19 protein-coding genes and 1 pseudogene are annotated in these 25996 nt (G+C 61.9%); 8 read left to right on the top strand and 12 right to left on the bottom strand.

The window, feature by feature from the left end; genetic code table 11:
* Window positions 1-249: 249 nt before the first annotated feature.
* The 4 genes from sutA to glnK form a co-directional block, all read right to left on the bottom strand.
* Window positions 250-573: a transcriptional regulator SutA gene (sutA, locus tag BLU85_RS26915; RefSeq protein WP_092204737.1), complete on the bottom strand. Its 324-nt coding sequence runs from the start codon at window positions 571-573 to the stop codon at window positions 250-252.
* A gap of 102 nt (window positions 574-675) precedes the next feature.
* On the bottom strand, window positions 676-1101 hold the full coding sequence (locus BLU85_RS26910; protein WP_003177301.1) for a secondary thiamine-phosphate synthase enzyme YjbQ: 426 nt from the start codon (window positions 1099-1101) through the stop codon (window positions 676-678).
* A 212-nt stretch (window positions 1102-1313) separates the two neighbouring features.
* Window positions 1314-2648, bottom strand: a complete 1335-nt coding sequence (locus BLU85_RS26905; protein WP_092204738.1) for an ammonium transporter — start codon at window positions 2646-2648, stop codon at window positions 1314-1316.
* A 33-nt stretch (window positions 2649-2681) separates the two neighbouring features.
* Window positions 2682-3020 carry a P-II family nitrogen regulator gene (glnK, locus tag BLU85_RS26900; RefSeq protein ID WP_002555808.1) on the bottom strand — a complete coding sequence of 113 codons (339 nt, stop codon included), beginning with the start codon at window positions 3018-3020 and terminating at the stop codon, window positions 2682-2684.
* Window positions 3021-3433: 413 nt separating this feature from the next.
* Between glnK and BLU85_RS26895 the strand changes: the two genes are divergently transcribed.
* Window positions 3434-3694: an accessory factor UbiK family protein gene (locus tag BLU85_RS26895; RefSeq protein WP_060740084.1), complete on the top strand. Its 261-nt coding sequence runs from the start codon at window positions 3434-3436 to the stop codon at window positions 3692-3694.
* 57 nt (window positions 3695-3751) lie between these two features.
* On the opposite strand, the gene BLU85_RS31900 is transcribed toward BLU85_RS26895, so the two are convergent.
* Window positions 3752-4615 carry a methyl-accepting chemotaxis protein gene (locus BLU85_RS31900; protein WP_371914260.1) on the bottom strand — a complete coding sequence of 288 codons (864 nt, stop codon included), beginning with the start codon at window positions 4613-4615 and terminating at the stop codon, window positions 3752-3754.
* Window positions 4610-5392 (bottom strand): annotated as a pseudogene (locus tag BLU85_RS31895) (MCP four helix bundle domain-containing protein); the annotation flags it as partial. The pseudogene BLU85_RS31895 and the gene BLU85_RS31900, both read right to left, overlap by 6 nt.
* 512 nt (window positions 5393-5904) lie before the next feature.
* Here BLU85_RS31895 and BLU85_RS26885 point away from each other — a divergent pair.
* Genes BLU85_RS26885 through BLU85_RS26875 form a run of 3 tightly spaced genes read left to right on the top strand, consistent with a single transcriptional unit; the run spans window position 5905 to window position 9458 of the window.
* Window positions 5905-7275, top strand: coding sequence for a cytochrome c (locus tag BLU85_RS26885; protein WP_092204784.1), 1371 nt, complete (start codon window positions 5905-5907; stop codon window positions 7273-7275).
* A 3-nt stretch (window positions 7276-7278) separates the two neighbouring features.
* Window positions 7279-7827, top strand: coding sequence for a sugar dehydrogenase complex small subunit (locus BLU85_RS26880; protein WP_092204740.1), 549 nt, complete (start codon window positions 7279-7281; stop codon window positions 7825-7827).
* Window positions 7824-9458, top strand: coding sequence for a GMC family oxidoreductase (locus BLU85_RS26875; protein ID WP_092204741.1), 1635 nt, complete (start codon window positions 7824-7826; stop codon window positions 9456-9458). The genes BLU85_RS26880 and BLU85_RS26875 overlap by 4 nt, the downstream gene beginning before the upstream one ends.
* Window positions 9459-9465: 7 nt before the next feature.
* Here BLU85_RS26875 and BLU85_RS26870 read toward each other — a convergent pair whose 3' ends face one another.
* The gene (locus BLU85_RS26870; protein ID WP_092204742.1) at window positions 9466-10743 is read right to left on the bottom strand and encodes a sensor histidine kinase; all 1278 of its coding nucleotides are present in this window, start codon (window positions 10741-10743) and stop codon (window positions 9466-9468) included.
* A 259-nt stretch (window positions 10744-11002) separates the two neighbouring features.
* Between BLU85_RS26870 and BLU85_RS26865 the strand changes: the two genes are divergently transcribed.
* On the top strand, window positions 11003-12496 hold the full coding sequence (locus tag BLU85_RS26865; RefSeq protein WP_092204743.1) for a YifB family Mg chelatase-like AAA ATPase: 1494 nt from the start codon (window positions 11003-11005) through the stop codon (window positions 12494-12496).
* Window positions 12497-12502: 6 nt separating this feature from the next.
* Here the strand turns inward: BLU85_RS26865 and BLU85_RS26860 are convergent, their stop codons facing one another.
* The 3 genes from BLU85_RS26860 to BLU85_RS26840 form a co-directional block, all read right to left on the bottom strand.
* A complete protein-coding gene (locus BLU85_RS26860) occupies window positions 12503-13717 on the bottom strand; it encodes an aldose 1-epimerase family protein (protein WP_092204744.1) in 1215 nt (404 codons plus the stop codon).
* Between the two features lie 503 nt (window positions 13718-14220).
* Window positions 14221-16197: a methyl-accepting chemotaxis protein gene (locus tag BLU85_RS26850; protein WP_092204746.1), complete on the bottom strand. Its 1977-nt coding sequence runs from the start codon at window positions 16195-16197 to the stop codon at window positions 14221-14223.
* A 186-nt stretch (window positions 16198-16383) separates the two neighbouring features.
* Complete coding sequence (locus BLU85_RS26840; protein ID WP_092204747.1) at window positions 16384-17304, bottom strand: LysR substrate-binding domain-containing protein; 921 nt, start codon at window positions 17302-17304, stop codon at window positions 16384-16386.
* Window positions 17305-17459: 155 nt separating this feature from the next.
* Between BLU85_RS26840 and BLU85_RS26835 the strand changes: the two genes are divergently transcribed.
* Window positions 17460-18854, top strand: a complete 1395-nt coding sequence (locus BLU85_RS26835) for a NorM family multidrug efflux MATE transporter (RefSeq protein ID WP_092204748.1) — start codon at window positions 17460-17462, stop codon at window positions 18852-18854.
* Window positions 18855-18965: 111 nt separating this feature from the next.
* Here BLU85_RS26835 and BLU85_RS26830 read toward each other — a convergent pair whose 3' ends face one another.
* The gene (locus BLU85_RS26830; RefSeq protein WP_092204749.1) at window positions 18966-20639 is read right to left on the bottom strand and encodes a putative bifunctional diguanylate cyclase/phosphodiesterase; all 1674 of its coding nucleotides are present in this window, start codon (window positions 20637-20639) and stop codon (window positions 18966-18968) included.
* Between the two features lie 272 nt (window positions 20640-20911).
* On the opposite strand from BLU85_RS26830, the gene rep reads away from it, so the two are divergent.
* Complete coding sequence (gene rep / locus BLU85_RS26825; RefSeq protein ID WP_092204750.1) at window positions 20912-22921, top strand: DNA helicase Rep; 2010 nt, start codon at window positions 20912-20914, stop codon at window positions 22919-22921.
* A 58-nt stretch (window positions 22922-22979) separates the two neighbouring features.
* Window positions 22980-23552 (top strand): xanthine phosphoribosyltransferase, encoded by a 573-nt coding sequence (locus BLU85_RS26820; protein WP_014340844.1) that lies wholly within the window; start codon window positions 22980-22982, stop codon window positions 23550-23552.
* 103 nt (window positions 23553-23655) lie between these two features.
* Here BLU85_RS26820 and BLU85_RS26815 read toward each other — a convergent pair whose 3' ends face one another.
* Complete coding sequence (locus BLU85_RS26815; protein ID WP_092204751.1) at window positions 23656-25587, bottom strand: acetyl-CoA hydrolase/transferase C-terminal domain-containing protein; 1932 nt, start codon at window positions 25585-25587, stop codon at window positions 23656-23658.
* Between the last annotated feature and the right edge of the window lie 409 nt (window positions 25588-25996).

Here is a 25996-nt window from a genome sequence, read left to right as displayed (position 1 = left end):
CCGCTATCGCGAGCAAGCTCGCTCCCACCCTGGAGCGGCTGTCTCCCGCAACTCCCCACCCGGCAAAAAACCTGTGGGAGCGAGCCTGCTCGCGATGACGGCGGCACAGCCACCATCAATGCCAACAGACCCACCGCTATCGCGAGCAAGCTCGCTCCCACAGGGACTGGGCCTGGCCCGGAGTAGAATCGCGCCCATGAAAAAGCCCGCAGCGACGGCGGGCTTTTTCAGCAAGCAAGAAGCCGGTACTCAGATAGGGCGGCTGCCGTACTTGTTGTCAGGCTTCTTGGGCGGATCAGCGACCACGTTGGCTTCCACTTCCTGCACCTTACCGCCCCTGGCCAGGAACTCCTCCATGGCCTTGGCGAGCGCATCACGCTCCTTGTTCTTGGCCTCTACGCTCGGCAACTCGTCGACCGACACCGCGGCCTTGGCCTTGCCCTTGGCGGTAGGTGCCGGAACATCGGCCCCATCGTCGTCGGCAACGTCTTCAGCCACCGCTTCAAGGCCTTCTTCGGTCTCGTCTTCGTCGCCTACTTCGAGGTCGTCGTTTTCCAGATCATCGTCGCTCATGTTCTACCTCATGACTTGCGAAAAGCAGATTAGTTATAGCCCAGCTTCGCCATCTGTTCGAAGGCTGCCGGAAAAAATTCAACATCCGCTGGCAATCAGCGGTTATGCCCCTTCACCGTACAAGGTGGCGAGGACTTTACGAGCACCGCCGTGATCACGGTGCTCGCCCAGATAAACACCTTGCCAGGTTCCCAATGCCAGCCGTCCCGCCGTAACCGGCAGGCTGAGCTGGCAACCGAGCACACTGGCCTTGAAGTGCGCCGGGAGGTCGTCCAAGCCTTCGTCGTTGTGCTCATAGCCGGCGGTTCCTTGTGGGATCAGCCGATTGAAAAATCGTTCGAAGTCTCGACGTACCGCCGGATCGGCGTTCTCGTTGATGGTCAACGAGGCCGAGGTATGCTGCAGCCACAGATGCAACAGACCGACACGACACGCCTGGAGTTCAGGCAGGCCGGCCAGCAACTCGTCCGTCACCAGATGAAAGCCCCGGGGCCTTGCCCGCAAGGTTATCAGTGTCTGTTGCCACATACAGATCTCCGCACGTTCGGCGCGCATTCTAGCGCGCTCTGGGAAAAAACAAAGGCCCTAATATTCTTGCCTCGATGTAAGCCTTTGGCGGTATAAAAACCCATGTCGCATCCACAACAAAAGGCGTCGGAAAAACCGCCACACCTTGTGAGCAATGACAAATTCCAGACAAAAAAATGCCCGGCGAACCGGGCATTTTTTTTTGCGTGTGCTTACAGGTTGTAGCCACGCTCGTTGTGCTGGGCCAGATCCAGGCCCACCGCTTCTTCTTCCTCGGTGACACGCAGACCCATGACGGCGTCCAGGACCTTGAGGATGATGAAGGTGACGATCGCGGTGTAGACCACGGTGAAACCCACGCCCTTGAATTGAATCCATACTTGCGCGCCGATATCGGTCACGGTGCCGAAGCCACCCAAGGCCGGTGCGGCGAACACACCGGTCAGGATCGCGCCGAGAATACCGCCGATACCATGCACGCCGAAGGCATCCAGGGAGTCGTCATAACCGAGCTTGCGTTTGAGGGTAGTGGCGCAGAAGAAGCACACCACACCTGCCGCCAAGCCGATGACCAGGGCGCCCATCGGGCCCACGGTGCCGGCAGCCGGGGTGATTGCAACCAGGCCAGCCACCACGCCCGAGGCAATGCCCAGCGCGCTTGGCTTGCCGTGGGTGATCCACTCGGCAAACATCCAGCCCAGCGCCGCCGCAGCGGTAGCGATCTGGGTCACCAGCATCGCCATGCCGGCAGTGCCGTTGGCGGCGACAGCGGAACCGGCGTTGAAGCCGAACCAGCCGACCCACAGCATGGCCGCGCCCACCAGGGTATAACCCAGGTTATGGGGTGCCATTGGCGTGGTCGGGAAGCCTTTGCGCTTGCCCAGTACCAGGCACGCCACCAGACCGGCGATACCGGCGTTGATGTGCACCACGGTGCCGCCAGCGAAGTCCAGCACGCCCCAGTCCCACAGCAGGCCGCCGTTGCCGGACCAGACCATGTGCGCAATCGGTGCATACACCAGGGTGAACCACACGCCCATGAAGATCAGCATGGCGGAGAACTTCATCCGCTCGGCAAATGCACCGACGATCAGGGCCGGGGTAATGATGGCGAACGTCATCTGGAAGGTGATGAACACCGCTTCAGGGAACAGCGCCGCCGGGCCGGTCAGGCTGGCTGGCGTGACACCCGCCAGGAACGCTTTGCCGAAACCGCCAATGAAGGAGTTGAAGTTGACGACGCCCTGCTCCATGCCGGTGGTGTCGAACGCGATGCTGTAGCCATAGATGACCCACAGGATGCTGATCAGACCGGTAATGGCAAAGCACTGCATCATCACGGAAAGAATGTTTTTCGACCGGACCATGCCACCGTAGAACAGTGCAAGGCCTGGAATGGTCATGAACAGTACAAGAATCGTGGCCGTGAGCATCCAGGCGGTATCGCCGGAGTTCAAGACGGGGGCTGCCGCTTCTTCTGCCATGGCCAGGCCAGGCATTGCGAAGGACAACAGGGCTCCTAGCCCTGCGAATTTACGCAGAGTCATATTGTTTTCTCCTGGGGCGTTGGGTTTGGCGGCTTAGATAGCGTCGGTATCGGTTTCGCCGGTACGGATGCGGATAGCCTGTTCCAGATTGACCACAAAGATCTTCCCGTCACCGATCTTGCCGGTGTTGGCGGCCTTGGTGATTGCCTCGATCACCCGGTCCAGATCCTTGTCGTCAATGGCGACATCGATCTTCACCTTGGGCAGGAAATCGACCACGTATTCCGCGCCGCGATACAGCTCGGTGTGACCTTTCTGCCGACCAAAGCCTTTGACCTCAGTAACGGTAATGCCCTGCACGCCGATCTCGGACAACGACTCGCGCACGTCGTCCAACTTGAACGGCTTGATGATGGCAGTGACTAGCTTCATGAAACTTTCTCCCGAATTGGTGGACTTGCCCCAGGAAAACAAACCCGACTCAAGTCTAAGCGCAGTGCCTGGCTTTGTAACGCGTCGTCGGCCCAAGTTGCCCGACAGGCCAGTTAACCGATCCTGACGAAACTCCCCGTTCCGCCTGCTGCACTGCATTCGTCACAGCGACTGCATCAGTGCATGGGTCATCAGCCTCTAAGCAGAAACCTTGCCATCTGTGCCCAAACCCTCTGATTTCAGCCCCTTGGCCACCGGCTCGACGTGCACCGCACCACGAACCGCAGCGATACGCACAACAACAGTGCAGTGCCGCCCGGCCCCATGCGCGAAAAGCGTGCATCCCTGGCTGGCGAATTGACTATAGACACTGCGTGGTACACTGCCCGCCATCGTTTCCAGGACACCTGCACATGCTTGCGCCCAAAGACCTCCTCGACGCCCTGAGCGGCCACGCCTCCCGTATCTTGAGTGGCGACACGCCGCTGCCCAAAAGCGAAATCGAAAGCCAGTTCAAGGCCCTGCTGCAAAGCGGCTTCAGCAAGCTGGACCTGGTCAGCCGGGAAGAATTCGACAGCCAGATGGTCGTGCTGGCCCGGACCCGGGCACGCCTCGAAAGCCTGGAGGCCAAGGTCGCCGAGCTGGAAGCGCGACTGGCTCCAGCCCAGGAATAAATAAGCCGCGCGCCTGCGACATACGCCCGGGAGCCCAGGCGTATTCAACCTGAAGGGTCAGAGACGGAAACGGCCAACCAGGGTATTGAATGACAGGGCCAGGTTAGACAGCTCCTGGCTCGAAGCATTGGTCTGGTTCGCCCCGGCCGCAGTCTGGGTCGAGAGATCCTGGATATTCACCAGGTTGCGATCGACCTCGCGGGCCACATGGGCCTGTTCCTCCGACGCCGTGGCAATCACCAGGTTACGGTCATTGATCTGCGAGATGCCGTCGGCGATCTGCTCCAGCGCCTCGCCAGTGGCCCGGGCCAGGCCCTGGGTCTCGGTCACCAGCGCCTGGCTCTTGCCCATCGCATCAACCGCACTGTCGGCACGGTCCTGGACCGCGTGGATCATGCTCTCGATTTCACCGGTTGACGCCTGGGTGCGGGCCGCCAGGGCGCGAACCTCATCGGCCACCACGGCAAAACCGCGGCCCTGTTCCCCGGCGCGTGCCGCCTCGATGGCCGCGTTGAGCGCCAACAGGTTGGTCTGTTCAGCGATCCCGCGGATCACATCCAGCACCTTGCCAATATCGCGCACCTGCACCGCAAGATCCCTGACCAGCCCGGTGGACGCGGTGATTTCCTGGGTTGCGGTATTGATCGCCTGCACCGCGCTACGGGCCTGATCACGCCCTTCGCTGGCTTGTGAGCTGGTCGATTGCGAAGCCTGTGAAGTGGAGACCGCGTTGCGGGCCACTTCCTCGACGGCGGAAGTCATCTCGGTCACGGCCGTGGCGGCCTGCTGGATTTCATCATTCTGTCGGATCAAGGCACGACTGCCATCATCGGTGACCGCCGTCAGCTCCTCGGCGGCGGAAGCCAATTGGTCCGAAGCGCTGGCAATCTGCTGGATGGTGGTCTTCAAACTCGTCTGCATGTCGCCCAGGGCCTTGAGCAACTGGCCGGCCTCGTCGCGACTGTTGCTGGTGATGTGCTGAGTGAGGTCGCCCTGGGCGATGCGTTGTGCGCAATCGACCGCCACGGCAATCGGTCGACTGATCAGGCGACTGATAAACATGCCCAACAGCAGCGCGGCGATAAACGCCACGACGATGCCGCTGTACAACACGGTCTTGGCCGTCAGCTCCTGCTGCGTGGCGGCCTTGGCGTCTTCGCTGATCTGTCGGTCATTGGAGTCGATCATGATGGTCAACTGATCCATCACCTTGCGATAAGCCTTCTGCAAGTCACCGAGCAACAGGGTACGACCGTTCTCCAGGTCGCCAGCCGCCATCATCGCCACGTACTGCTGCACCATGGCCTGGTAGACCGGCCAATCGCGGGCCATCTGGTCGCCGGCGATGCGCTCGTCTTCAGCCAGATTGCCTTTGCGGTAATCGGCGAAAGCCTTTTCGCTGGCCAACTGATTGGCTTTCATCGAAGCGAGGAACTCATCCTTCATGCTCTGCGGAGCATTGCCGGCGGTAGCGACATACAGCCGGTACATGTCGCGCGTCTGGCCGACCGCCTTGGTCTTGGTCTGCGACGTATTGGCGACCGAGACCAGGTTGTTGTTGAACACTCCCTGCAAACGTGTCGACAGCGCGGAAACCCCACTGACGCCAAGCATGCCCACGGCGAGCGTTATCAGGGCGCAGAGGAAAAACGAGGCGATCAATTTGGTCGATAGTTTTGCATCGTTGAGCCAGTTCATCGGTGGATCCTCATGGGATGCTGGTCCAGCAGCCCGGTCATGTGTGCATTTCCCTGCCCCGCGTAACGCCAGGTTAAGGGCCTGTTTCCTGATTCCATCGCCGCTCGGGTCCGCCCTGCCGACACGGGCATCGTTGGCGCGGCGCTTGATGGTTCTTCGTCATGACGTCGTACAACATCACGAAAATGTTAGCCACATCCCTTTGTTTACCCTCAATCTGGATGAAGCAATTTCCTTTCTTTCTTGCCCGTTTCGTTGACGGCGATTTTGCTCTGCATTTCCTGAAATGCCCGTACTAGAGCTATCAAATAAAACAAATAGATAGTAGCTCTTAGCCATAATCGTTGCAAAATGTTACATCATGTGAAATCTTTATCGCAACGCAAGACATCGTACAACTATGCAGATTCAACGAACCGAGCCAAAGGCCGCGCGTCGAAATCCATGAGGAGTGACACATGTATCCGCAGAGGAGGGATCAGCCATTGCCCGGCGTGGGCAAGGTGAAGTCCATGATGAATATGCTCGCGGGCGGCCTGGTCCTGATGACGGTCAGCCTGGCGACCCACGGCGAGACACTCGACACCAGCGCTTCGCCCGGCAAGCGACTGGCGGTGGCCGCCGATTGCGTGGCCTGCCATAGCACCGTCGGTGGCAAGCCCTTTGCCGGCGGTTACCCACTCAACTCGCCGATGGGCACCCTCTACTCGACCAACATCACCCCTTCCAAGAGCGCCGGCATCGGCCAGTACACTCAGGCAGACTTCGCCCGCGCCGTGCGCGACGGCGTGACGCCGGACGGCACCCACCTGTATCCGGCGATGCCCTATACCTCCTACGCCAAGATGACCGACAGCGACGTCGCCGCCCTGTACCAGTACTTCATGAATGAAGTCGCGCCGGTGGATACGCCCAGCCCCAAGACCGAGCTCGACTTTCCGTTCAATGTCCGCGCCTCGATGCTCGGCTGGAACGCCTTGTTCCATAGCCAGAAACGCTTCGAGGCGGATCCGGGCAAGTCCGCCCAGGTCAATCGCGGCGACTACCTGGTCAATGCACTGGCCCATTGCGACACCTGCCATACCCCACGCAATGTCCTGATGGCGGCGGATAACGCCAAGGCGCTTTCCGGTGGTTCATTGGGGGCCTGGTACGCCCCGAACATCACCTCGGACAAGACCAGCGGGATCGGCGCCTGGTCGAGCGATGAGCTCGTTGCCTACCTGCGCAGCGGTCATGTGGAGGGCAAGGCGCAGGCTGCCGGGCCCATGGCCGAGGCGGTCGAGCACAGCCTGCAGTACCTCGGCGAGGAGGACCTCAAGGCCATCGCCGCCTACTTGCTGCAGACCCAGCCAATCGCCACCGGCGAACGCCAGGCCCGCCATACCTTCGGCCAGGCCTCGAACGACGAACTCAACCTGCGCGGCGGCAAGCCGCAGGACAATCCGGGCTGGCACATCTACAGCGGCACCTGTGCCAACTGTCACCAGGCCAACGGCGAGGGCACTCGTGAGTATCCGTCACTGTTCCACAACACCGCGACCAGCCGCCGCGACAACCTGATCGCGACCATCGTCTACGGCGTGCATCGCGAAGTCGACGGCGTGGCAATCGACATGCCGGCCTTCGGTCCCGGCGCGCTGTTCACCGATCGCCTCGACGACCAGCAGATCGCCGACGTCAGCAACTACGTCCTGTCCCGCTACGGCAACGCCGGCTTGAACGTGACTGCCGCCGATGTGGCACAGGTACGCGAAGGCGGACCCAAGGCCCCCATCGCCGTGCTGGCGCGCTACAGCGTACCGGCACTGGTTGTGCTCGGCCTGCTGGTCCTCCTGGGGCTCTACAGACTCAAGGCTCGTCGCCGGCCGCAGGAGGCCTGAGCAATGGACACTTCAATGATCGACACTCACATGCCCGTTTCATCCACCCCCACCGCCCAACTGTCCCGCCGCAGCCTGCTGCGCGGGTCGGTCACCCTGGGCCTGGTGGCCCTGGTCGGAGGCCTCGGCCCCTGGCAATCGGTGATGGCCGAGGGCGACCAGGACTTTATCGCCCTGTCGCAATTCCTGGTCAGCCGTCCGGTCAATCCGGTCCTGGCGGCGCGCTACTACCGCGCCCTGAGCCGGCGCGCACCGAACTTCAGCGGCAATGTCGGCGCCCTCAGGCAGCTGGTCGACGGGCAGGGCTTCAAGCATGTGGATGAATACCTGGCCCAGGCCAACCCGGACCCATCGTTGAAAGCGACGGCCATCAGCATCATTTCGGCCTGGTACCTGGGCATCGTCGGCGAGCTCGCCGATGCCGAACTGATCAGTTACTCCGAGGCGCTGATGTATCGGCCGACCCACGGCATTCTCATCATTCCAACCTACGGTGGCGGCCCCGCATCCTGGGGCGCCAAGCCAGCCGACACGCAGGATTTCAAACTATGAGCAGCGTTGTTTACGACGCCGATGTGGTCGTCATCGGCTCCGGCGTGATGGGTGGCCTGATTGCCAGCGAGCTGGCCAAGGCGAATAAATCCGTGATCGTCCTCGAAGCGGGCCCACGGGTGAACCGCCGTGACATCGTCGAGACCTTCCGCAACGCGCCGGTCAAGCTCTCGCTGGCCAACGCCAAGCTGCAGGGTGCCGGCTCGCCTTACCCGAGCCTGCCTCATGCACCTTCCACCTATGGCGACTACCTGCAGCAGGTCGGCCCGGTGAAATACAACACCTCCTACCTGCGGGTGGTCGGCGGCACCACTTGGCACTTCGGTTCCTCGCTGTGGCGCATGCTGCCCAATGACTTCCGCCTCAACTCCCTCTACGGACGCGGGCGTGACTGGCCGATCAGCTATGACGAACTGGAACCCTTCTACGCCCGTGCCGAGACCGAGCTGGGCGTGTCCGGGGTCGACGGCCAGGATGAAAGTGGCCAGGGTGGCGCGGCTTATCCACCGCGTTCGATTCCCTACCCGATGGAAGGCCTGAAGCCCAGCTACATGTTCAAGCGCCTCTCGAGCCTGTTGAGCAAGGGTGGCTACAACCCGATCCTCGAACCCAATGGCCGCGCCACCCGCCCCTATGGCAAACGCCCACCGTGCGCGGGCAACAACAACTGCAACCCGGTCTGCCCGATTGCCGCCAAGTACGACGGCTCGATGCATATCGACGAGGCCGAGCGCCATGGCGCCAAGGTGCTGGACAACTCCGTGGTGTACCGGATCGAGGCCGGCGACGACGGCAAGATCAGCGCGATCTGGTACATGCGCCCCGACAAGACCCAGCATCGCCTGACCGCCCGGTACTTCGTGCTGGCGGCCTATGGCATCGAATCGCCGAAGCTGTTGTTGATGTCCACGTCCGAGAAATACCCCAACGGCATCGCCAATACTTCCGATCAGGTCGGTCGCAACCTGATGGACCACACCGGCGTGAGCATGAACGTGATGACCAAGGAGGACATGTGGCCCGGCGAGGGACCGACCCAGTTGCTGGTCTACCTGAACAGCCGCGACGGCGCGTTCCGCAAGGACTACCCGAGCTACAAGATCAAGGTTCGCAACACGGTGCCCACCTCGCAGATCACCACCAACCTGATCGCCAAGGGTGTGTTGGGCTCCAAGCTCGACGAACAGATCCGCCTGCAGTCGGCGCGCTCCTTGAACTGGGCGGTGGACTTCGAAACCCTGCCGCTGCCGGAAAACCGCGTCACCCCGAGCAAGACTCGCTTCGACGCGATTGGCCTGCCGGTACCGGAGATCTACTACAGCGTTCCCGACTACTGGCACGCGGGCAAGGAAAAGGCCCTGGAAGACCTCAAGCAGTTCGCCCACCTGCTCGACGCCGACATCCTCAGCACCGACGTCAACTTCCAGAACCGCCAGCACATCATGGGCACCACCATCATGGGCGACGACCCGAAGAACTCGGTGGTCGACCGCGACTGCCGTAGCCACGACCACGCCAACCTGTTTATCGCCGGGACCAGCGTGATGCCGTCATCGTCCTGCGTGAACCCCACGCTGACTGGGGCCGCACTGAGCATTCGTATCGCCGATCAATTGCTGAGGGAGGTGTAAGGCCTGTTCAACCCCCCGCCGCCTGCTGAGAGGGAGCCGGGGTCAGTACCAGCGGCAGCTCCAGGATAAACAGCGCGCCGCGGCCTGGCCCGGCGCTCTGCGCAGTCAGATCGCCGCCCATCTCGTGCGCCGCCAGAATGCAGCTGTGCAAACCAAAGCCATGACCGTCGACACGCGTGGTGAAGCCGTGCTCGAACACCCGCGCAAGATTGTCCTGCGCGATCCCCTCGCCATTGTCCTCGACCTCGACCCGCACGCGCCCATCGTCAACGATCTTCAGGCGCAGGATGATCCGCGGCGGCCGGTTCACACCCGCGTCCAGCGCCTGCTTGGCGTTGTTGATCAGATTGACCAGGATCTGCAGCACTCGGTGCTTGTCCAGTGGCATTTGCGGGATATCGCTGAACTCCTTGATCAGCGAGATGTGGTGGCGGGCCAGGGACACATCGCAAATGCGCACGACATCCTCGACCAGCTCTCGCAGCGAGCCCGACTCCAGGACGCTGGCATTGCCGGCATAGGATTGCTGGGTGGCGACGATTTCCTTGATGTGGTCGATTCGGCGGGTCAACTGCGCCAACTCGGCGATCATGCCTTGCTGCTCGACGGCCAGCGCGTCGGCCAGCTTGTCGAGATAGTCCGGTAGCGTGCGCCCTTTCGGATCGCTGCTGATGAAGTCGCCGAGATCGTCGGGATGCTCCTTCATCAACTGGACGACCTTGGCCACCCCGGGCCCCTTGGAGGTGTGCACCTTCTCGTAGAGGACCTGGGCCGACACGTTGACGCTGTTGAGCACATTGCCCACGTTGTGCAACACATTGGTGGCGATTTCCGCCATGCCGGCCCGGCGCGCAGTGGTCACCAGTTCGGCCTGCGCCTCGCGCAACTCTTCGTTGACCTTGGCCAATTGCCGCGGGCTGGGGATCTTCAGGGCCACCGGCACCAGCCGGACCAGCAGGATGGCGGTAATCACCGAAGCTATCGCGGTGATTACCTTGACCAGCGCCGACAACCAGTAATAAGGCTGCCAAATGGTCAGGATTTCCATCACGTGGCTGGTCCCGCAGGCCAGGATAAATACGCCAAAGGCCGCCAGCATCCAGTCGAACGGCACGTCCTTGCGCTTGTGGATAAAGTACAGGAGCGTGAAGGGAATGGTGACGTAGGACAGGGCGATCAAGCCATCGGCAATGACATTAGTCCACAGCAGATCCGGCCGCCACATGTAGCAGTGCCCATGGGGCATGAAGCGCTTGTCGGTTAACAGAGCCAGCAGATCGTTCATGGCCACTTCCTCCCTGTGCCGTTGATACCGCCAAGTGCCGACTGGGCAAGTCGGAGTCTAGGCCGGTCCCGGGCATTTCGCCTGGGCGGGTGAAGGACGGCATCGGCTGAACCGTATCGCGCTAGCCGCCTCGGCTGTCACTGGCCGTCGAAACATCCTGCCAAATTTTCTCCCCTCGATTGCTGCGCCCAAGTTCTTCCCCACGACTACCCTTCAAAAGTCGCAGGACGCGGCACCCCATTCACTCAAGGAACGATTCATGTCGCTCGCCATTGTCCACAGCCGCGCCCAAGTGGGGGTCGAGGCTCCTCCCGTTACCGTTGAAGTCCACCTGGCCAATGGCTTGCCGTCGCTGACGATGGTTGGCCTGCCGGAGGCGGCGGTAAAGGAAAGCAAGGATCGGGTGCGCAGCGCGATCATCAACTCGGGGCTGAATTTTCCAGCGCGGCGCATCACCCTGAACCTGGCGCCGGCGGACCTGCCAAAAGACGGCGGCCGCTTCGACCTGGCCATCGCCTTGGGGATCCTGTCGGCCAGCGTGCAGGTGCCGACCCTGACGCTGGACGACGTGGAATGCCTTGGTGAACTGGCCCTGTCCGGCGCGGTGCGTCCGGTGCGTGGGGTATTGCCCGCGGCGCTGGCGGCGCGCAAGGCCGGGCGCATGCTGGTGGTGCCACGGGCCAATGCCGAGGAAGCCTGCCTGGCCTCGGGGCTGAAGGTGATCGCCGTGGATCATCTGCTCGAAGCGGTGGCGCATTTCAACGGCCACACGCCGGTCGAGCCGTTCGTGTCCAATGGGCTGCTCTCGGCCAGCAAGCCCTACCCCGACCTGAATGAAGTACAAGGCCAGGCCGGGGCCAAGCGGGCCTTGCTGATTGCCGCCGCGGGGGCCCACAACCTGTTGTTCAGCGGACCACCGGGTACCGGCAAGACCTTGCTGGCGAGCCGTTTGCCAGGGCTGTTGCCGCCACTGGCCGAGAGCGAGGCCCTGGAGGTCGCGGCCATCCAGTCGGTGGCCAGTTGCGTGCCCTTGAGCCATTGGCCGCAACGCCCGTTTCGCCAGCCGCACCACTCGGCTTCCGGTCCGGCGCTGGTGGGTGGCGGGTCAAAACCGCAGCCAGGGGAGATTACCCTCGCCCACCATGGCGTGCTGTTTCTGGATGAGCTGCCGGAATTCGACCGCAAGGTGCTGGAGGTCTTGAGAGAACCGCTGGAGTCCGGCCACATCGTGGTTTCTCGCGCCCGGGATCGAGTGCGCTTCCCTGCCCGTTTCCAGCTGGTGGCGGCGATGAACCCCTGCCCCTGTGGCTATCTCGGCGAGCCCAGCGGCCGCTGTGCCTGTACACCGGAGATGGTGCAGCGCTACCGCAACAAACTCTCCGGCCCGTTGCTGGACCGTATCGACCTGCACCTGACCGTCGCCCGGGAAGCCACGGCATTGAACCCCAGGCTCGAAGCCGGGGACGATACGGCGACGGTCGCCGAGCGCGTAGCCGAAGCTCGGGAGCGCCAGCACCGCCGCCAGGGCTGCGCCAACGCCTTCCTCGACCTACCGGGGGTGCGCCGGCATTGCAAGTTATCCACAACCGATGAAACCTGGCTGGAAACCGCCTGCGAGCGGCTGACCCTGTCGCTGCGCGCCGCCCACCGCTTGCTCAAGGTCGCCCGGACACTGGCGGACCTGGAGCAAGCGGGGAATATTCGCCGCGAGCACCTGGCCGAAGCGTTGCAGTATCGGCCGGCCACGGCTTGAACCGCTCTACGGCTTGCTCAGGTCTACCAACGGTGTGTCCCGGACCTCGGTTTTTTGACCGTTCTGGATCGCATCGATGCGCTTGAGCGCCTTATCCACTGCGCCCTTGTCTGCCAGCAGGCTGTAGTGAATCTGGAATTGCCTGTGCTCTTTCGGCCCGATCGTGGGCACCAGGCCCAGTGGCCGCTGATACCGGCGGTTATAGGAAAAACTGGTGCCTGGTTCCAACCCGGTCACGTAGCCCTGGCCTTGGGTATCGGTGTTTTTCCACAGGGAGAATACAGGCAACGTGCTGGTGTTGAAGCCTACCGACACACCGAGGCTGCCGGCCTTGTTGTGCAGCACGGTGAGGGTGTCGCCCTTGGCGTCGGCGTAGGGCACGACGTTATAGACGGTTTCGTCGTAATCCTTGGTCGGGGCTCGGTAGGTTTGCCAATCCGGCAAGTCGCCCTTGGCCTTGTCGTTGAACGGCGAGACCTGCTTGACCGGTGCCGCGAAACGAGCGCCCTGCTCCAGGAAAGGCGTGCTGAAATTGCTGTGGTAGAGCGCTTGGTATTCCTTCGGGTAATCGCCGTTGTTGGTCAGTGTGTCGCTGAGCGCGAACGTCACGCTGCCGGGCTCGGTGACCAGTTCGGTCTGTACCGAGAAATCGACCTTCTTGAACGCCTGCTCCTTCAACTCGCCCCGCAGGGTGATGGCGTAGGGTGGCTTTTCATCGATGTGCAAGGTGACTTTGTTGGCCGGAATATTGGCCGCGCGACCATGCAGGGTCAGCAGCTCGCCATTGTCCATGCCGGGATGGCCGACCCATTCGTAGCCACAGCGGGTCACCAATTCATTGAAACCTTCGAGCCAACCCAACCCACCGCGACCGTTGAGCTCGATGAACGCCGGATTGACCACTTCCTTGACCGGCGAATCCCAACCCATGCGCACGTTCCCGACCGACGCCTGCAGCACATTCATGCCACGGGTCGGGACGATCGAAAGCTTCAGGGTGCCGTTGTCGATATCAACGATGCTGACGCCCTCCTGCCGGCCACCGTGCAGGGTGCGCATCGTCACGGAGAAGGGTTTATCGGTTTTCACGCCGAGCTGCTGGCTGGTGATTTGCCAGGGTTGTGCGGCTTTATCGGTATCGAGCAGGACGTAATCCCACGCCATTGCCTGGGAGGCAGCGCCCAAGGCGCCAAGGGTAACGAGGAGTTTGAGCGGAGTCATGGACGCGACCTTTTATTGGAGTTGTGCGGTTTTTATAGACTTGAAGAAACGTTTCAGCAAGCTTAAAAACAGCAATTCCCTTAAAAAACCATGACTACACGATCAGCAGCGTTTGTGGGAGCGAGCTTGCTCGCGATAGCGGTAGGTCAGATAGAAATGATGCTGGCTGGACAGCCGTCATCGCGAGCAAGCTCGCTCCCACAGGGAATCGAGGGTGGCCCGGGTTTGGTATGCACTGGGAATCAAAATGTGGGAGCTCGCTCGCGATGGCGGTGGGTCAGATTGAGATGATGTTGGCAGGACAACCCCAATCGCGAGCAAGCTCGCTCCCACAGGGAATCGAGGGTGGCCCGGGGTTCGTATTCACTGGGAATCAAACTGTGGGAGCGAGCTCGCTCGCGATAGCGGTGGGTCAGATTGAGACGATGTTGGCTGGGCAGCCCCAATTGTGAGCAAGCCCGCTTCCACTGAAATCTCGGGAAGCGGGCTTGTGACAGGAGGCTTCAGCGGAACCGATCAACCTCTTGGCGCAGGTCCTGGGCCAGTTTTTCCAGTTCCTTGGCGGTGACCGCCAGGTTCGAGACCACCTGGCGCTGTTCGCTGTTGGCCATGGCGATGCTTTGCAGGTTGCTGCTGAGCAGGGTCGCGGTGCTGCTTTGTTCCTGGGTGGCGGTGGTGATCGCCGCGAATTGCTGGCCAGCCGAACGGCTCTGCTCGTCGATTCGCGCCAGGGCCGAGGCCACATTGGCGTTGCGCGCCAGGCCTTCCTGCATCAACAGGTTGCCCTGTTCCATCGTGCTGATGGCATTGCCGGTTTCCTGCTGGATGCTGTTGATCATGCTGGAGATTTCGTCAGTGGCCTGGCGAGTGCGGGACGCCAGGCTGCGGACTTCATCGGCCACCACGGCGAAACCACGGCCCTGCTCGCCGGCGCGGGCAGCTTCGATGGCCGCGTTCAAAGCCAGCAGGTTGGTCTGCTCGGCAATCGAGGTGATGACCCCCACGATGCCGCCGATTTCCTGGGAACGCTGGCCCAGGGTATTGATGACCGTGGCCGTGCTGTTCAGCGCGCCGGCGATTTGCTCCAGGGACGACGACGCTTCATCCATCGAGGTTCGGCCGATGCGGGTTTGCTGGGCGTTTTCCTGGGCCAGGCGCTCGGTGTTGCCCATGTTGTCGGCAATGTTCAGGGAGGTCGCACTGAACTCTTCCACCGCGCCGGCCATGCTGGTGATTTCGCCGGATTGCTGCTCCATGCCCTCGTACGCCCCGCTGGACAACCCGGACAGGGCCTGGGCGCGGCTGTTGACCTCCTGGGAGGCCTTGCGGATGTGCTCGACCATGGTCGACAGGGCCTCGCTCATCTGGTTGAAGGCACGGGCCAACTGACCGATTTCGTCATGGCTCGACACATTCAGGCGCACGCTCAGGTCGCCAGCACCCAACGCTTCGGCCTGGCGCACCAGATCCCCCAGTGGCGCCAGTTTGCTACGCAACAACCACATTGCCGAACCGACCGCCAACAGCATCGCCAGCAGGCTGCCAATGGCCAGTTGAATGCCGACGCTCCAGGTCACGGCGCGGATCTCGGTTTTCGGCATGCTCGCCACCACCGCCCACGGCCCGCCCTCGAACGGTACGGCAACGCTGTAGAAATCTTCGGCGGTATCGGCCCAGAACGCGCCCTTGCCCGGCTTTTTGATCAAGCCGGTAATGGTCGTGGTAGCGTTGTCCAGCGCCTGCACGCCGGCGGGCGGCACCAGCCATTGGTTTTGTTCGTCCAGCAGCGCCAGGGAGCCGGTCTGGCCGATACGGAAGCGCTTGAGGTTTTCGAACTGTGCGTTCTGCGCGTCGGTGTAATCGAAGCCTACGTACAACACGGCAATGATCTTGCCGCTGCTGTCGCGCACAGGCGTGTACTGCGACATGTAGAAGCGCCCGAAAAGCAGCGCCCGGCCAATGTAGCTCTGCCCACTGATCACCGGGCCGTAGGCGGGGCCGGCGCGGTCGAGCACGGTGCCGATGGCCCGCGTACCGTCCTGTTTGCTGACGGAGGTACTGACTCGGATGAAATCGTCGCCGCTGCGCACGAATACCGTGGCGACCCCGGCGGTCATCGCTTTGAAGTCATCCACTTCCTTGAAGTTGTTGTTCAACACTTCGCTACCCAGGCTCAAGCCAGGGGTTTGTACGCCCGCCACCGTCACCGGCTGGTCCGGATGCACGCTCAGGCCCGCGCTGAAGCGCTTTTCGAACAGGCCGGCCAACCGCTGGGTGCTCTCGCGCAGGGTGCTGTGGAACGTATTGAGCTGGTCGGCCATCAGGCGCGCTTCGCTGGCCAGGTGCTCTTCACGGGTGGCAAGGTTGGCAGCGTCCAGCGAACGCAAGGCGAAGACGGTACTGCCGGAGATCACGATCGCCAGTATCACGGCGAGGGCAAGGCCTAGCTGTGAGGCGATCCGGGCGCGGGGTTGAGACATGACGGCTCCTGGCCGAGAGACCGGATCATTCTGATCACGTCGCACGCTCGGCATTTTATTCGGGTGAGGTGTAAGTAGACCCTTTCTGAACGAGGGTTCCATGTTCACGGATTCGGCGGCAAAGCCAAATACTTGAGCGGTTTGCACGGATTAGTGCCAAGTGGCTAGCACGCCAACTTCAACGTTTCAGCTCAGACGTTGTACATCGGGCAGTTGCATGGCCTTGACCTCGCCTTGGAGGAAGTCGCTGAGCCGGCGCAAACGTTCACCTCCCGGCCGGGTTTTCGGCCAGACCAGGTAATAGTGTTCCCCACTGGCGACAGCCGTCGGCCATGGCAGGCTCAGGCGCCCTTGGGCAACGTCCTCGGCCACCATCAGCAGGTCGCCCATGGAGACCCCATAGCCACGCGCGGCCGCGATCATGCCCAGCTCCAGGGTATCGAACACCTGCCCCCCCTTGAGCGAGACCTTGTCGGACAGGCCCATGCGTTGCAGCCAGTTGCGCCAGTCCCGGCGATCCGGCGTCGGATGCAGCAGTTCAGCACTGGCCAGCCGCGCCACGTCCCAGGGCTGATCGTTCAACAGGTTCGGCGCGCCCACCGGGATCAACTCCTCGGGGAACAGCAAACTGGCCTCCCAATCCGCCGGAAAATGCCCGTTGCCCAGCAACACGGCGCAATCGAAGGGCTCGACGTTGAAGTCCACCGAATCGATGTCCATCCAGGCACTGGTCAGTTGCACCTCATTGCCGGGCTGCAAATGCCGGAAGCGACTCAGGCGCGCCAACAACCAACGCATGGTCAGCGTCGAAGGCGCTTTCATGCGCAGGATGCCGTCTTCGCCATGCAAAGTGTGGCAGGCCCGCTCCAGCGCCATGAAACCCTCGCGCACGCCCGGCAGCAGCAACCGCGCCGCCTCGGTCAACTGCAGGTTGCGACCGCTGCGCTGGAACAGCCGGCAGGCAAAGTGATCTTCCAGCGTGCGGATGTGCCGGCTGACGGCGCTCTGGGTGATCGACAGCTCTTCCGCGGCCCGGGTGAACGAGCTGTAGCGCGCCGCGGCTTCGAATGCTCGCAACGCATAAAGAGGAGGAAGACGACGGGACATCGCAAAAGCTCCATGGCGTGGTCTGCAAACCCTACCAGAAACCCATCCAGCATGAGTTTTAATCATGCCAGCGATCTTTTTTATCCTTTTGTGCAATCCGCCGAGAGCGTCGAGAATCGTCGCTTTACTGCCTTGTTTGAACATGGAGTGTGATCATGCGGCATCCGGTGCGTACCGAACTCTGGGCCATCCTGCGGCTGGCGGGGCCGTTGATTGCCTCGCAGTTGGCGCACATGCTCATGGTGCTCACCGACACCGTGATGATGGCGCGCCTGAGCCCTGAAGCCCTCGCCGGCGGCGGGCTCGGGGCGGCCACCTATTCGTTCGTGTCGATCTTCTGCATCGGCGTGATCGCCGCGGTGGGCACCCTGGTCGCGATCCGCCAGGGCGCGGGCGATGTCGAAGGCGCCACCCGGCTGACCCAGGCCGGGCTTTGGCTGGCCTGGTTGATGGCGCTGATGGCCGGGTTGCTGCTGTGGAATCTCAAGCCCGTGCTGCTGATGTTCGGCCAGACCGAAACCAACGTGTTGTCCGCCGGCCAGTTCCTGCTGGCGCTGCCGTTCGCCCTGCCCGGCTACCTGAGCTTCATGGCCCTGCGCGGCTTCACCAGCGCCATCGGCCGGGCCACGCCGGTCATGGTGATCAGCCTCGGCGGAACGGTGGCCAACTTCCTGCTCAACTACGCGCTCATCACCGGCATGTTCGGCCTGCCAAAACTCGGCTTGATGGGCATCGGCCTGGTCACGGCCATTGTCGCCAACTGCATGGCCCTGGCACTGGCCTGGCACATCCATCGGCACCCGGCCTACCGTGCCTATCCGCTGCTGGATGGGCTGTCGCGGCCCAATCGCCAATACCTCAAGGAGCTGTGGCGCCTGGGCCTGCCGATCGGTGGCACCTATGCGGTGGAAGTCGGGCTGTTCGCGTTCGCCGCGCTGTGCATGGGCACCATGGGCAGCACGCCGTTGGCGGCCCACCAGATCGCCCTGCAAATCGTCTCGGTGGCGTTCATGGTGCCGGCTGGAATGTCCTACGCCATCACCATGCGCATCGGCCAGCACTACGGCGCCGGGCAGCTGTGGAGGGCGCGCCTGGCCGGTCGGGTCGGCATTGGTTTTGGCGCGGCCGCGATGCTGGCGTTCGCCATGGTGTTCTGGTTGTTGCCCCATCCATTGATCGGCTTGTTCCTGGACCACGATGACCCGGCGTTCCGCGACGTGATCAACCTGGCCGTGAGCCTGTTGGCGGTGGCGGCGTGGTTCGAGCTGTTCGACGGCACGCAAACCATCGCCATGGGCTGCATTCGCGGGCTCAAGGACGCCAAGACCACCTTCCTGGTGGGCCTGGGTTGCTATTGGCTGATCGGCGCACCGTCGGCGTGGTGGATGGCGTTCCACCTGAACTGGGGACCGACCGGTGTCTGGTGGGGCCTGGCCCTGGGGCTGGCCTGCGCGGCGGTGAGCCTGACCCTGGCGTTTGAATGGAAGATGAAGCGGATGATTCGCAGTGAGGCTGGGCAGCCCGGTTTCGAAGCCATTCAGGCCAAGTGAAATCCATGTCTTTGTGGGAGCGAGCTTGCTCGCGATAGCGGTGTGTCAGTCAAAATCGATGTGATAGACCTATTGCTATCGCGAGCAAGCTCGCTCCTACAAGGGTTTGCGTCAGACCACGACGTCGTGCGTGGACTGCTGATCACCCTCGAACGTCAAGTACTCAACCAGTTCCGGCAACGGCAACGGTTTGCTGATCAGGAAGCCCTGCACCTGGTCGCAACCGAAACCGCGTAGCAGGTCCAGTTGTTCCTGGGTTTCCACACCTTCGGCCACCACCTCCAGGTTGAGGTTGTGGGCCAGGTTGATCATGGCGTGCACCAGTTTGCGGTTCTCTTCGCGCTGCTCCATGCCGCCGACGAAGCTCTTGTCGATCTTGAGCAAGGCGATCGGCAGGCTGTTGAGGTGCACGAACGAGGAGAACCCGGTGCCGAAGTCGTCCAGGGAGAAGCGCACCCCCAGGCGGCCCAGGGCATCCATGGTCTGCTTGACCAGTTCGCTGCGGCGCATGACGGCGGTTTCGGTGAGTTCGAACTCCAGCCATTGCGCCTCGACACCCCGCTCGGCAATCAGCCGGCTCAAGGTCGGCAGCAACTGGCTGTCCTGGAACTGCCGGAACGACAGGTTGACCGCCATGTGCAACGGTGCCAGCCCCCGTTCGCGCAGGACCTGCATGTCCCGCAGCGCACGGGAAATCACCCAGTAGCCCAACGGCACGATCAGGCCGCTCTGTTCGGCCAGTGGCACGAACTCACTCGGTGGCAGCAAGCCGCGTTCGCCATGACGCCAGCGCACCAGGGCTTCGAGGCCGACGATGTGGCCGCCATCGAGGTCCAGCCGCGGCTGGTAATGCAACTCCAGCTCGTCACGGCGCAGTGCCCGGCGCAGTTCGCTTTCCAGGTCGGCAAGGCTGCGGGCATTGCGATTGATGCGTTCGTTGAAGATATGAAAGGTGCAGCCCTGGGTGCTCTTGGCCTGCTGCATGGCGATGTGGGCATGCCACATCAGCGGGTCGGCACCGGCCTGGGCGCGAGCATGGGCGACGCCCAGGCTGCAACCGATCAGCAGGCTTTCGCCGTCCACCCAATAGGGTTCGGCCAGGGCTTCGGTAATACGCTCGGCCATCCACTCGGCCCGTTGCGGTGCGCGGCGGGTGTCGATCAGCAACGCAAATTCATCACTGCCCAGCCGCGCCAATTGATCGCCGGCTTCGAGCGAACCCTTGAGCCGCGCCACCACTTGCAGGATCAAGCGGTCGCCGGCCTGGTGACCGAGGGCGTCGTTGGCGTGGCGAAAGTTGTCCAGGTCCAGGTGACCGAGGGCCAAGCCTCGGCCGTCGTTTTCCGCCAGGCGCGCCGCCAGCAATGTCTGGAAACCCTGGCGGTTGGCGATGCCTGTCAATGGATCCTGCTCGGCGAGGCGCTGCAGGGTGTTTTCCAGCACGCCGCGCTCGCGCACATGGCGCAGGCAACGACGCAGGGTCGCGCTGTCGAGGACGTCACGCACCAACCAGTCGCTGGCACCATCGGGGGCAACCGCCGGCTCGTGCTCGAGCAGCAGGATGGTCGGCAGGCTGCAACGGCCCGGCGCCGGTTGCAACGCCGCAACGGTCAGCAACACCGCGTTGCGATTGTCTTCGAACAGGCTGCTGACGGACTCCCAGCTCGGGGCGCTGATCAACACGACCGAGGGCCCCAAGGGCACCAGGCACTCGCGCAGTATCGCTGACCACTCTGGCTCTTGGGCCAATAACAGCAAACGCAAGGGTTCGACAGGCGTTGACAAGCTGACTCCCTAGACTCTGCAAGGTGGTAGGCGCCGGGCATTATGACCTGCCGATGGGCAATGACCAATGCCAACGGTTCTCAAACACGCGCTTTCGGTGGTTTTTCCCGCTCGAAATGCTGCGCGGGACCCAATTGGTTCCCCATCCTGCGTGAAAGTGGCAGAAGCGGCAAATGACAATCCTGCGTGCGTCACAAGTCGGACAGAGCAGCACAATTCTCAGAGCCTGTTAAAATGCCGGCCCATTTCGCAAACGACTCCCTGACTCTGTCATGTCCCGACTCAATCCCCGGCAGCAAGAAGCCGTGAACTATGTCGGCGGCCCTCTTTTGGTGCTCGCCGGTGCAGGCTCCGGCAAGACCAGCGTAATCACCCGCAAGATCGCGCACCTGATCCAGAACTGCGGCATCCGTGCCCAATACATCGTCGCCATGACGTTCACCAACAAGGCCGCCCGAGAAATGAAAGAGCGGGTCGGCGGCCTGTTGCGCGCCGGCGAAGGCCGCGGCCTGACGGTCTGTACCTTTCACAACCTGGGCCTGAACATCATCCGCAAGGAGCACGCGCGGCTGGGCTACAAACCGGGCTTCTCGATTTTCGACGAGACCGACGTCAAGGCCCTGATGACCGACATCATGCAAAAGGAATACTCGGGCGACGACGGCGTGGACGAGATCAAGAACATGATCGGTTCCTGGAAAAACGACCTGATCCTGCCCGCCGAAGCCCTGGAGAACGCCCGCAACCCCAAGGAACAGACTGCCGCCATCGTCTACACCCACTACCAGCGCACCCTCAAGGCGTTCAATGCGGTGGACTTCGACGACCTGATCCTGTTGCCGGTCAAGCTGTTCCAGGACCACGCCGACATTCTCGAGAAATGGCAGAACAAGGTCCGCTACCTGCTGGTGGACGAATACCAGGACACCAACGCCAGCCAGTATTTGCTGGTGAAGCTGCTGATCGGCAAACGCAACCAGTTCACCGTGGTGGGCGACGATGACCAGTCGATCTATGCCTGGCGCGGCGCGCGGCCGGAAAACCTGATGCTGCTCAAGGACGACTACCCGTCGCTCAAAGTGGTGATGCTGGAGCAGAACTACCGCTCCACCAGCCGCATCCTGCGCTGCGCCAACGTGCTGATTTCCAACAACCCCCACGAGTTCGAAAAACAACTGTGGAGCGAGATGGGCCACGGCGACGAGATCCGCGTGATCCGTTGCCGCAACGAAGACGCCGAAGCCGAGCGCGTGGCCATGGAAATCCTCAGCCTGCACCTGCGCACCGACCGGCCGTACAGCGACTTTGCGATCCTGTACCGCGGCAACTACCAGGCCAAGCTGATCGAGCTGAAATTGCAGCATCACCAGATCCCCTATCGCCTGTCGGGGGGCAACAGCTTCTTCGGGCGCCAGGAGGTGAAGGACCTGATGGCCTACTTCCGCCTGATCGTGAACCCGGACGACGACAACGCCTTCCTGCGGGTGATCAATGTGCCGCGCCGGGAAATCGGTTCGACCACCCTGGAAAAACTCGGCAACTACGCCACCGAGCGCAAGATCTCGATGTACGCCGCCACCGATGAAATCGGCCTGGGCGAACATCTGGACAGCCGCTTCACCGATCGCCTGGCGCGCTTCAAGCGTTTCATGGACAAGGTCCGTGAGCAGTGCGCCGGGGAAGATCCGATCTCGGCGCTGCGCAGCATGGTCATGGACATCGACTACGAGAACTGGCTGCGCACCAACAGCTCCAGCGACAAGGCCGCCGATTACCGCATGGGCAACGTCTGGTTCCTGATCGAGGCGTTGAAGAACACCCTGGAAAAGGATGAAGACGGCGAGATGACGGTCGAGGACGCCATCGGCAAACTCGTGCTGCGGGACATGCTCGAACGCCAGCAGGAAGAGGAAGAAGGCGCCGAAGGCGTGCAGATGATGACGCTGCACGCTTCCAAGGGCCTGGAATTTCCCTACGTGTTCATCATGGGCATGGAAGAAGAAATCCTGCCGCACCGCTCCAGCATCGAGGCCGACACCATCGAGGAAGAACGGCGCCTGGCCTATGTCGGCATTACCCGGGCACGCCAGACGCTGGCCTTCACCTTCGCCGCCAAGCGCAAGCAGTACGGCGAAGTGATCGACTGCGCCCCCAGCCGCTTTCTCGATGAGCTGCCGCCGGACGACCTGGCCTGGGAAGGCAACGACGACACGCCGACGGAAGTCAAAGTCGTTCGCGGCAACAGTGCCCTGGCGGATATACGCGCGATGCTAAAGCGCTAGAATCGACTACTTTTTTTCAACGACTTCAGGCGCTGAAGGCGTCATCAGAGGAGGCTTCATGGAAGCCCTGCACCAGAAAATTCGTGAACAAGGCATCGTGCTTTCCGATCAGGTCCTGAAAGTCGACGCTTTCCTGAACCACCAGATCGACCCGCAATTGATGAAGCTGATCGGCGACGAATTCGCCGCGCTGTTCAAGGATTCGGGCATCACCAAGATCGTCACCATCGAAGCCTCGGGCATCGCCCCGGCGATCATGACCGGGCTGAACCTTGGCGTACCGGTGATCTTCGCCCGCAAGCAACAATCCCTGACCCTGACGGAGAACCTGCTGTCGGCCACCGTGTATTCGTTTACCAAGAAAACCGAAAGCACCGTCGCCATCAGCCCACGTCACCTGACCAGCAGTGATCGGGTGCTGATCATCGATGACTTCCTGGCCAACGGCAAAGCCTCCCAGGCACTGATTTCCATCATCAAGCAGGCTGGCGCCACCGTCGCCGGGCTGGGGATCGTGATCGAGAAGTCGTTCCAGGGCGGCCGCGCGGAACTGGATGCCCAGGGCTACCGCGTCGAGTCGTTGGCCCGGGTGCAATCGCTGGCGGGCGGGGTCGTGACCTTCATCGACTGACCCAGTGCCCCCTGTGGGAGCTTGCTCGCGATAGCGGCGTACCTGTTACATAAAATGGGTCTGACAGACCGCCATCGCGAGCAAGCTCGCTCCCGCAGGGGTTTCAGGTTGATTGTTGCGCAGTAGCCTTGAGACCGGCCAGCAACAACCGCTGGAACAGCTCCTCCTTCAGCCCTTCAGGACTGGTCAGCTGCATCCGCTCCAGATGCCCGGCAAACTCCCAGGGCTCCGGCGCATCCAGCGCGGCTTTGCCCAACTCCAGGATCTCGGTGAGCTTGAATTTGCTCTTGAGCCAGTTCAGCGCCCGCAACAGGTCCCGCTCGACCCCATCGAAATCACAGCCCAGCGGGTATTCGGGAAACAGATTCGGATGCCGAGCCTGGATCGCCTGCAACCGCTCCGACGTGTTGTCGGCGAACCGTGGATCGAGGCGGAAATCCTTCGGCAACTTGCCGGCCTTTTGCGCCTGCTCGATCAGCCCGGGCTGGAAGCGTGAGTCGCTGATGTTCAGCAACGCCTCGATCACCGCGGCATCGGTCTTGCCGCGCAGGTCGGCGATGCCGTATTCGGTCACCACGATGTCGCGCAGGTGCCGGGGGATCGTGCAATGGCCGTACTCCCAGACGATGTTCGAGCTGATCTCGCCCCCGGCCTCGCGCCAACTGCGCAGCAGCAGGATCGAGCGTCCACCCTCCAGCGCATGGCCCTGGGCAACGAAGTTGTATTGCCCGCCCACGCCGCTGAGCACCCGCCCGTCCTCCAACTGATCGGCCACCCCGGCCCCCATCAGGGTCATGGTGAAGACGGTATTGATGAAACGGGCATCGAGGCGCTGCAGGCGCTTGAGCGGTTCCTGGCCGTAGAGCTCGTTGATGTAACTGATGCGCGTCATGTTGAATTCGAGAAGACGGCTCTGCGGCAACTCACGCAGGCGCTCGTAAAAACTGCGCGGGCCGAGGAAGAAGCCGCCGTGTATGCAGATGCCGTCGGGTTGTGCCGCCTCGTCGAGGGTCCCGGCGTTGGCTCGCGCCTGGGTCGGCTCGTCGGGGTAGACCTTGCGGCGGATGATCCCGGCCTCGGCCAGCACCAGCAAACCGTTGACGAACATTTCACTGCAACCGTACAGCCCTTTGGCAAACGGCTCGACCCCACCCTCGCGCTCGATCAGTTGCGCCCACTGGCTAAGGTTCAGGTCCGCCAGCAACGCCTGGTAACCGGCGTTATCGGCCTGACGCGCCAGCAGCGCCGCCGTCAACGCGTCGCCCATGGCGCCGATGCCGATCTGCAGCGTCCCGCCGTCGCGCACCAGGGTACTGGCATGTATACCAATCAGATGATCCTGGAAACCCACCGGCATGTTCGGCGTGGAAAACAGCGTGTGACTGTCCTTTTCGTCGACCAACAGGTCAAAAGCGTCGATGCCGACCTCCGCGTCGCCCGGCATGTAGGGCAAATCGTCGTGCACCTGGCCGACCAGGAGAATGGTCTCGCCGGCCGCCCGGCGCTTGGCGATCATCGGCAGCAGGTCGAGGGTGATGTCCGGGTTGCAGCTCAGGCTCAGGCGATCCGGGTGTTCCGGGGCGCTCGCCAACAGTTGCGCCACCAGGTTCAAGCCGGCGGCGTTGATGTCCCGAGCGGCGTGACTGTAGTTGCTGCTGACGTAGCTCTGCTGGGCCGATGTACTGTGCAGCAGGCTGCCGGGTTGCATGAAGAACTGCTGGACGCGGATGTTGGCCGGCAGGCTGTCCTGGTGCAGGTCGACCAGGTAATCCAACTCGGGATAGTCGCCGAAGACCCGTTCGACAAAGGGTTCGAGGAAGCGCTTCTGCAAACCATCGCCCAGGTTTGGCCGGCCCAGGCTCAGGGCGGTGTAGATCGTCAACTGTCGCTCGGGCAGCTGTGCGATACGCCGGTACAACGCGTTGGCGAACAGGTTGGGCTTGCCCAGCCCCAGGGGCATGCCGAGGTGAATATGCGCGGGCAGGCGCTCGAGCACGTCATCCACCGCCTGTTCGATTGAACACAACTGCACCATCGGACCCTCCGGGACATTCCATGAATGTGGGTTGGACCGAGCTTGCCGGGTCTTGGTTGCGATGAACAGTCCCATGAGGGGAAATTCTATCTGTAATCAGCTACTTGGAAGGGAGCATATAAAGCCCAAAACAATTGAATATTTCCAGCATTCAAAAAAATCCTACGCAACATCCTACAAACACCCAAGAAGCAAAGAATATTCTCACCTACAGATTGAGCACGCACTACTTAAACCCTTCAAAATTCACTCAATGTTATCGGCAGCCTCCGATTGATACTCATTGGAGGAGGATTAATATTTATTACTGAAAACATCAAAAAAAATCCAATAGTAAAAAACCGACCACTCATATCACCTTCAATCAATACAAAAGGAACACAAACATGAATACCTCCTGACATTCAAC

This window comes from Pseudomonas sp. NFACC14 (assembly GCF_900106885.1).
GTDB classification, from domain to species: domain Bacteria; phylum Pseudomonadota; class Gammaproteobacteria; order Pseudomonadales; family Pseudomonadaceae; genus Aquipseudomonas; species Aquipseudomonas fluorescens_AA.
Note: the sequence above shows the minus strand (reverse complement) of the source record. Positions and strands in the feature narration are given on the sequence as shown.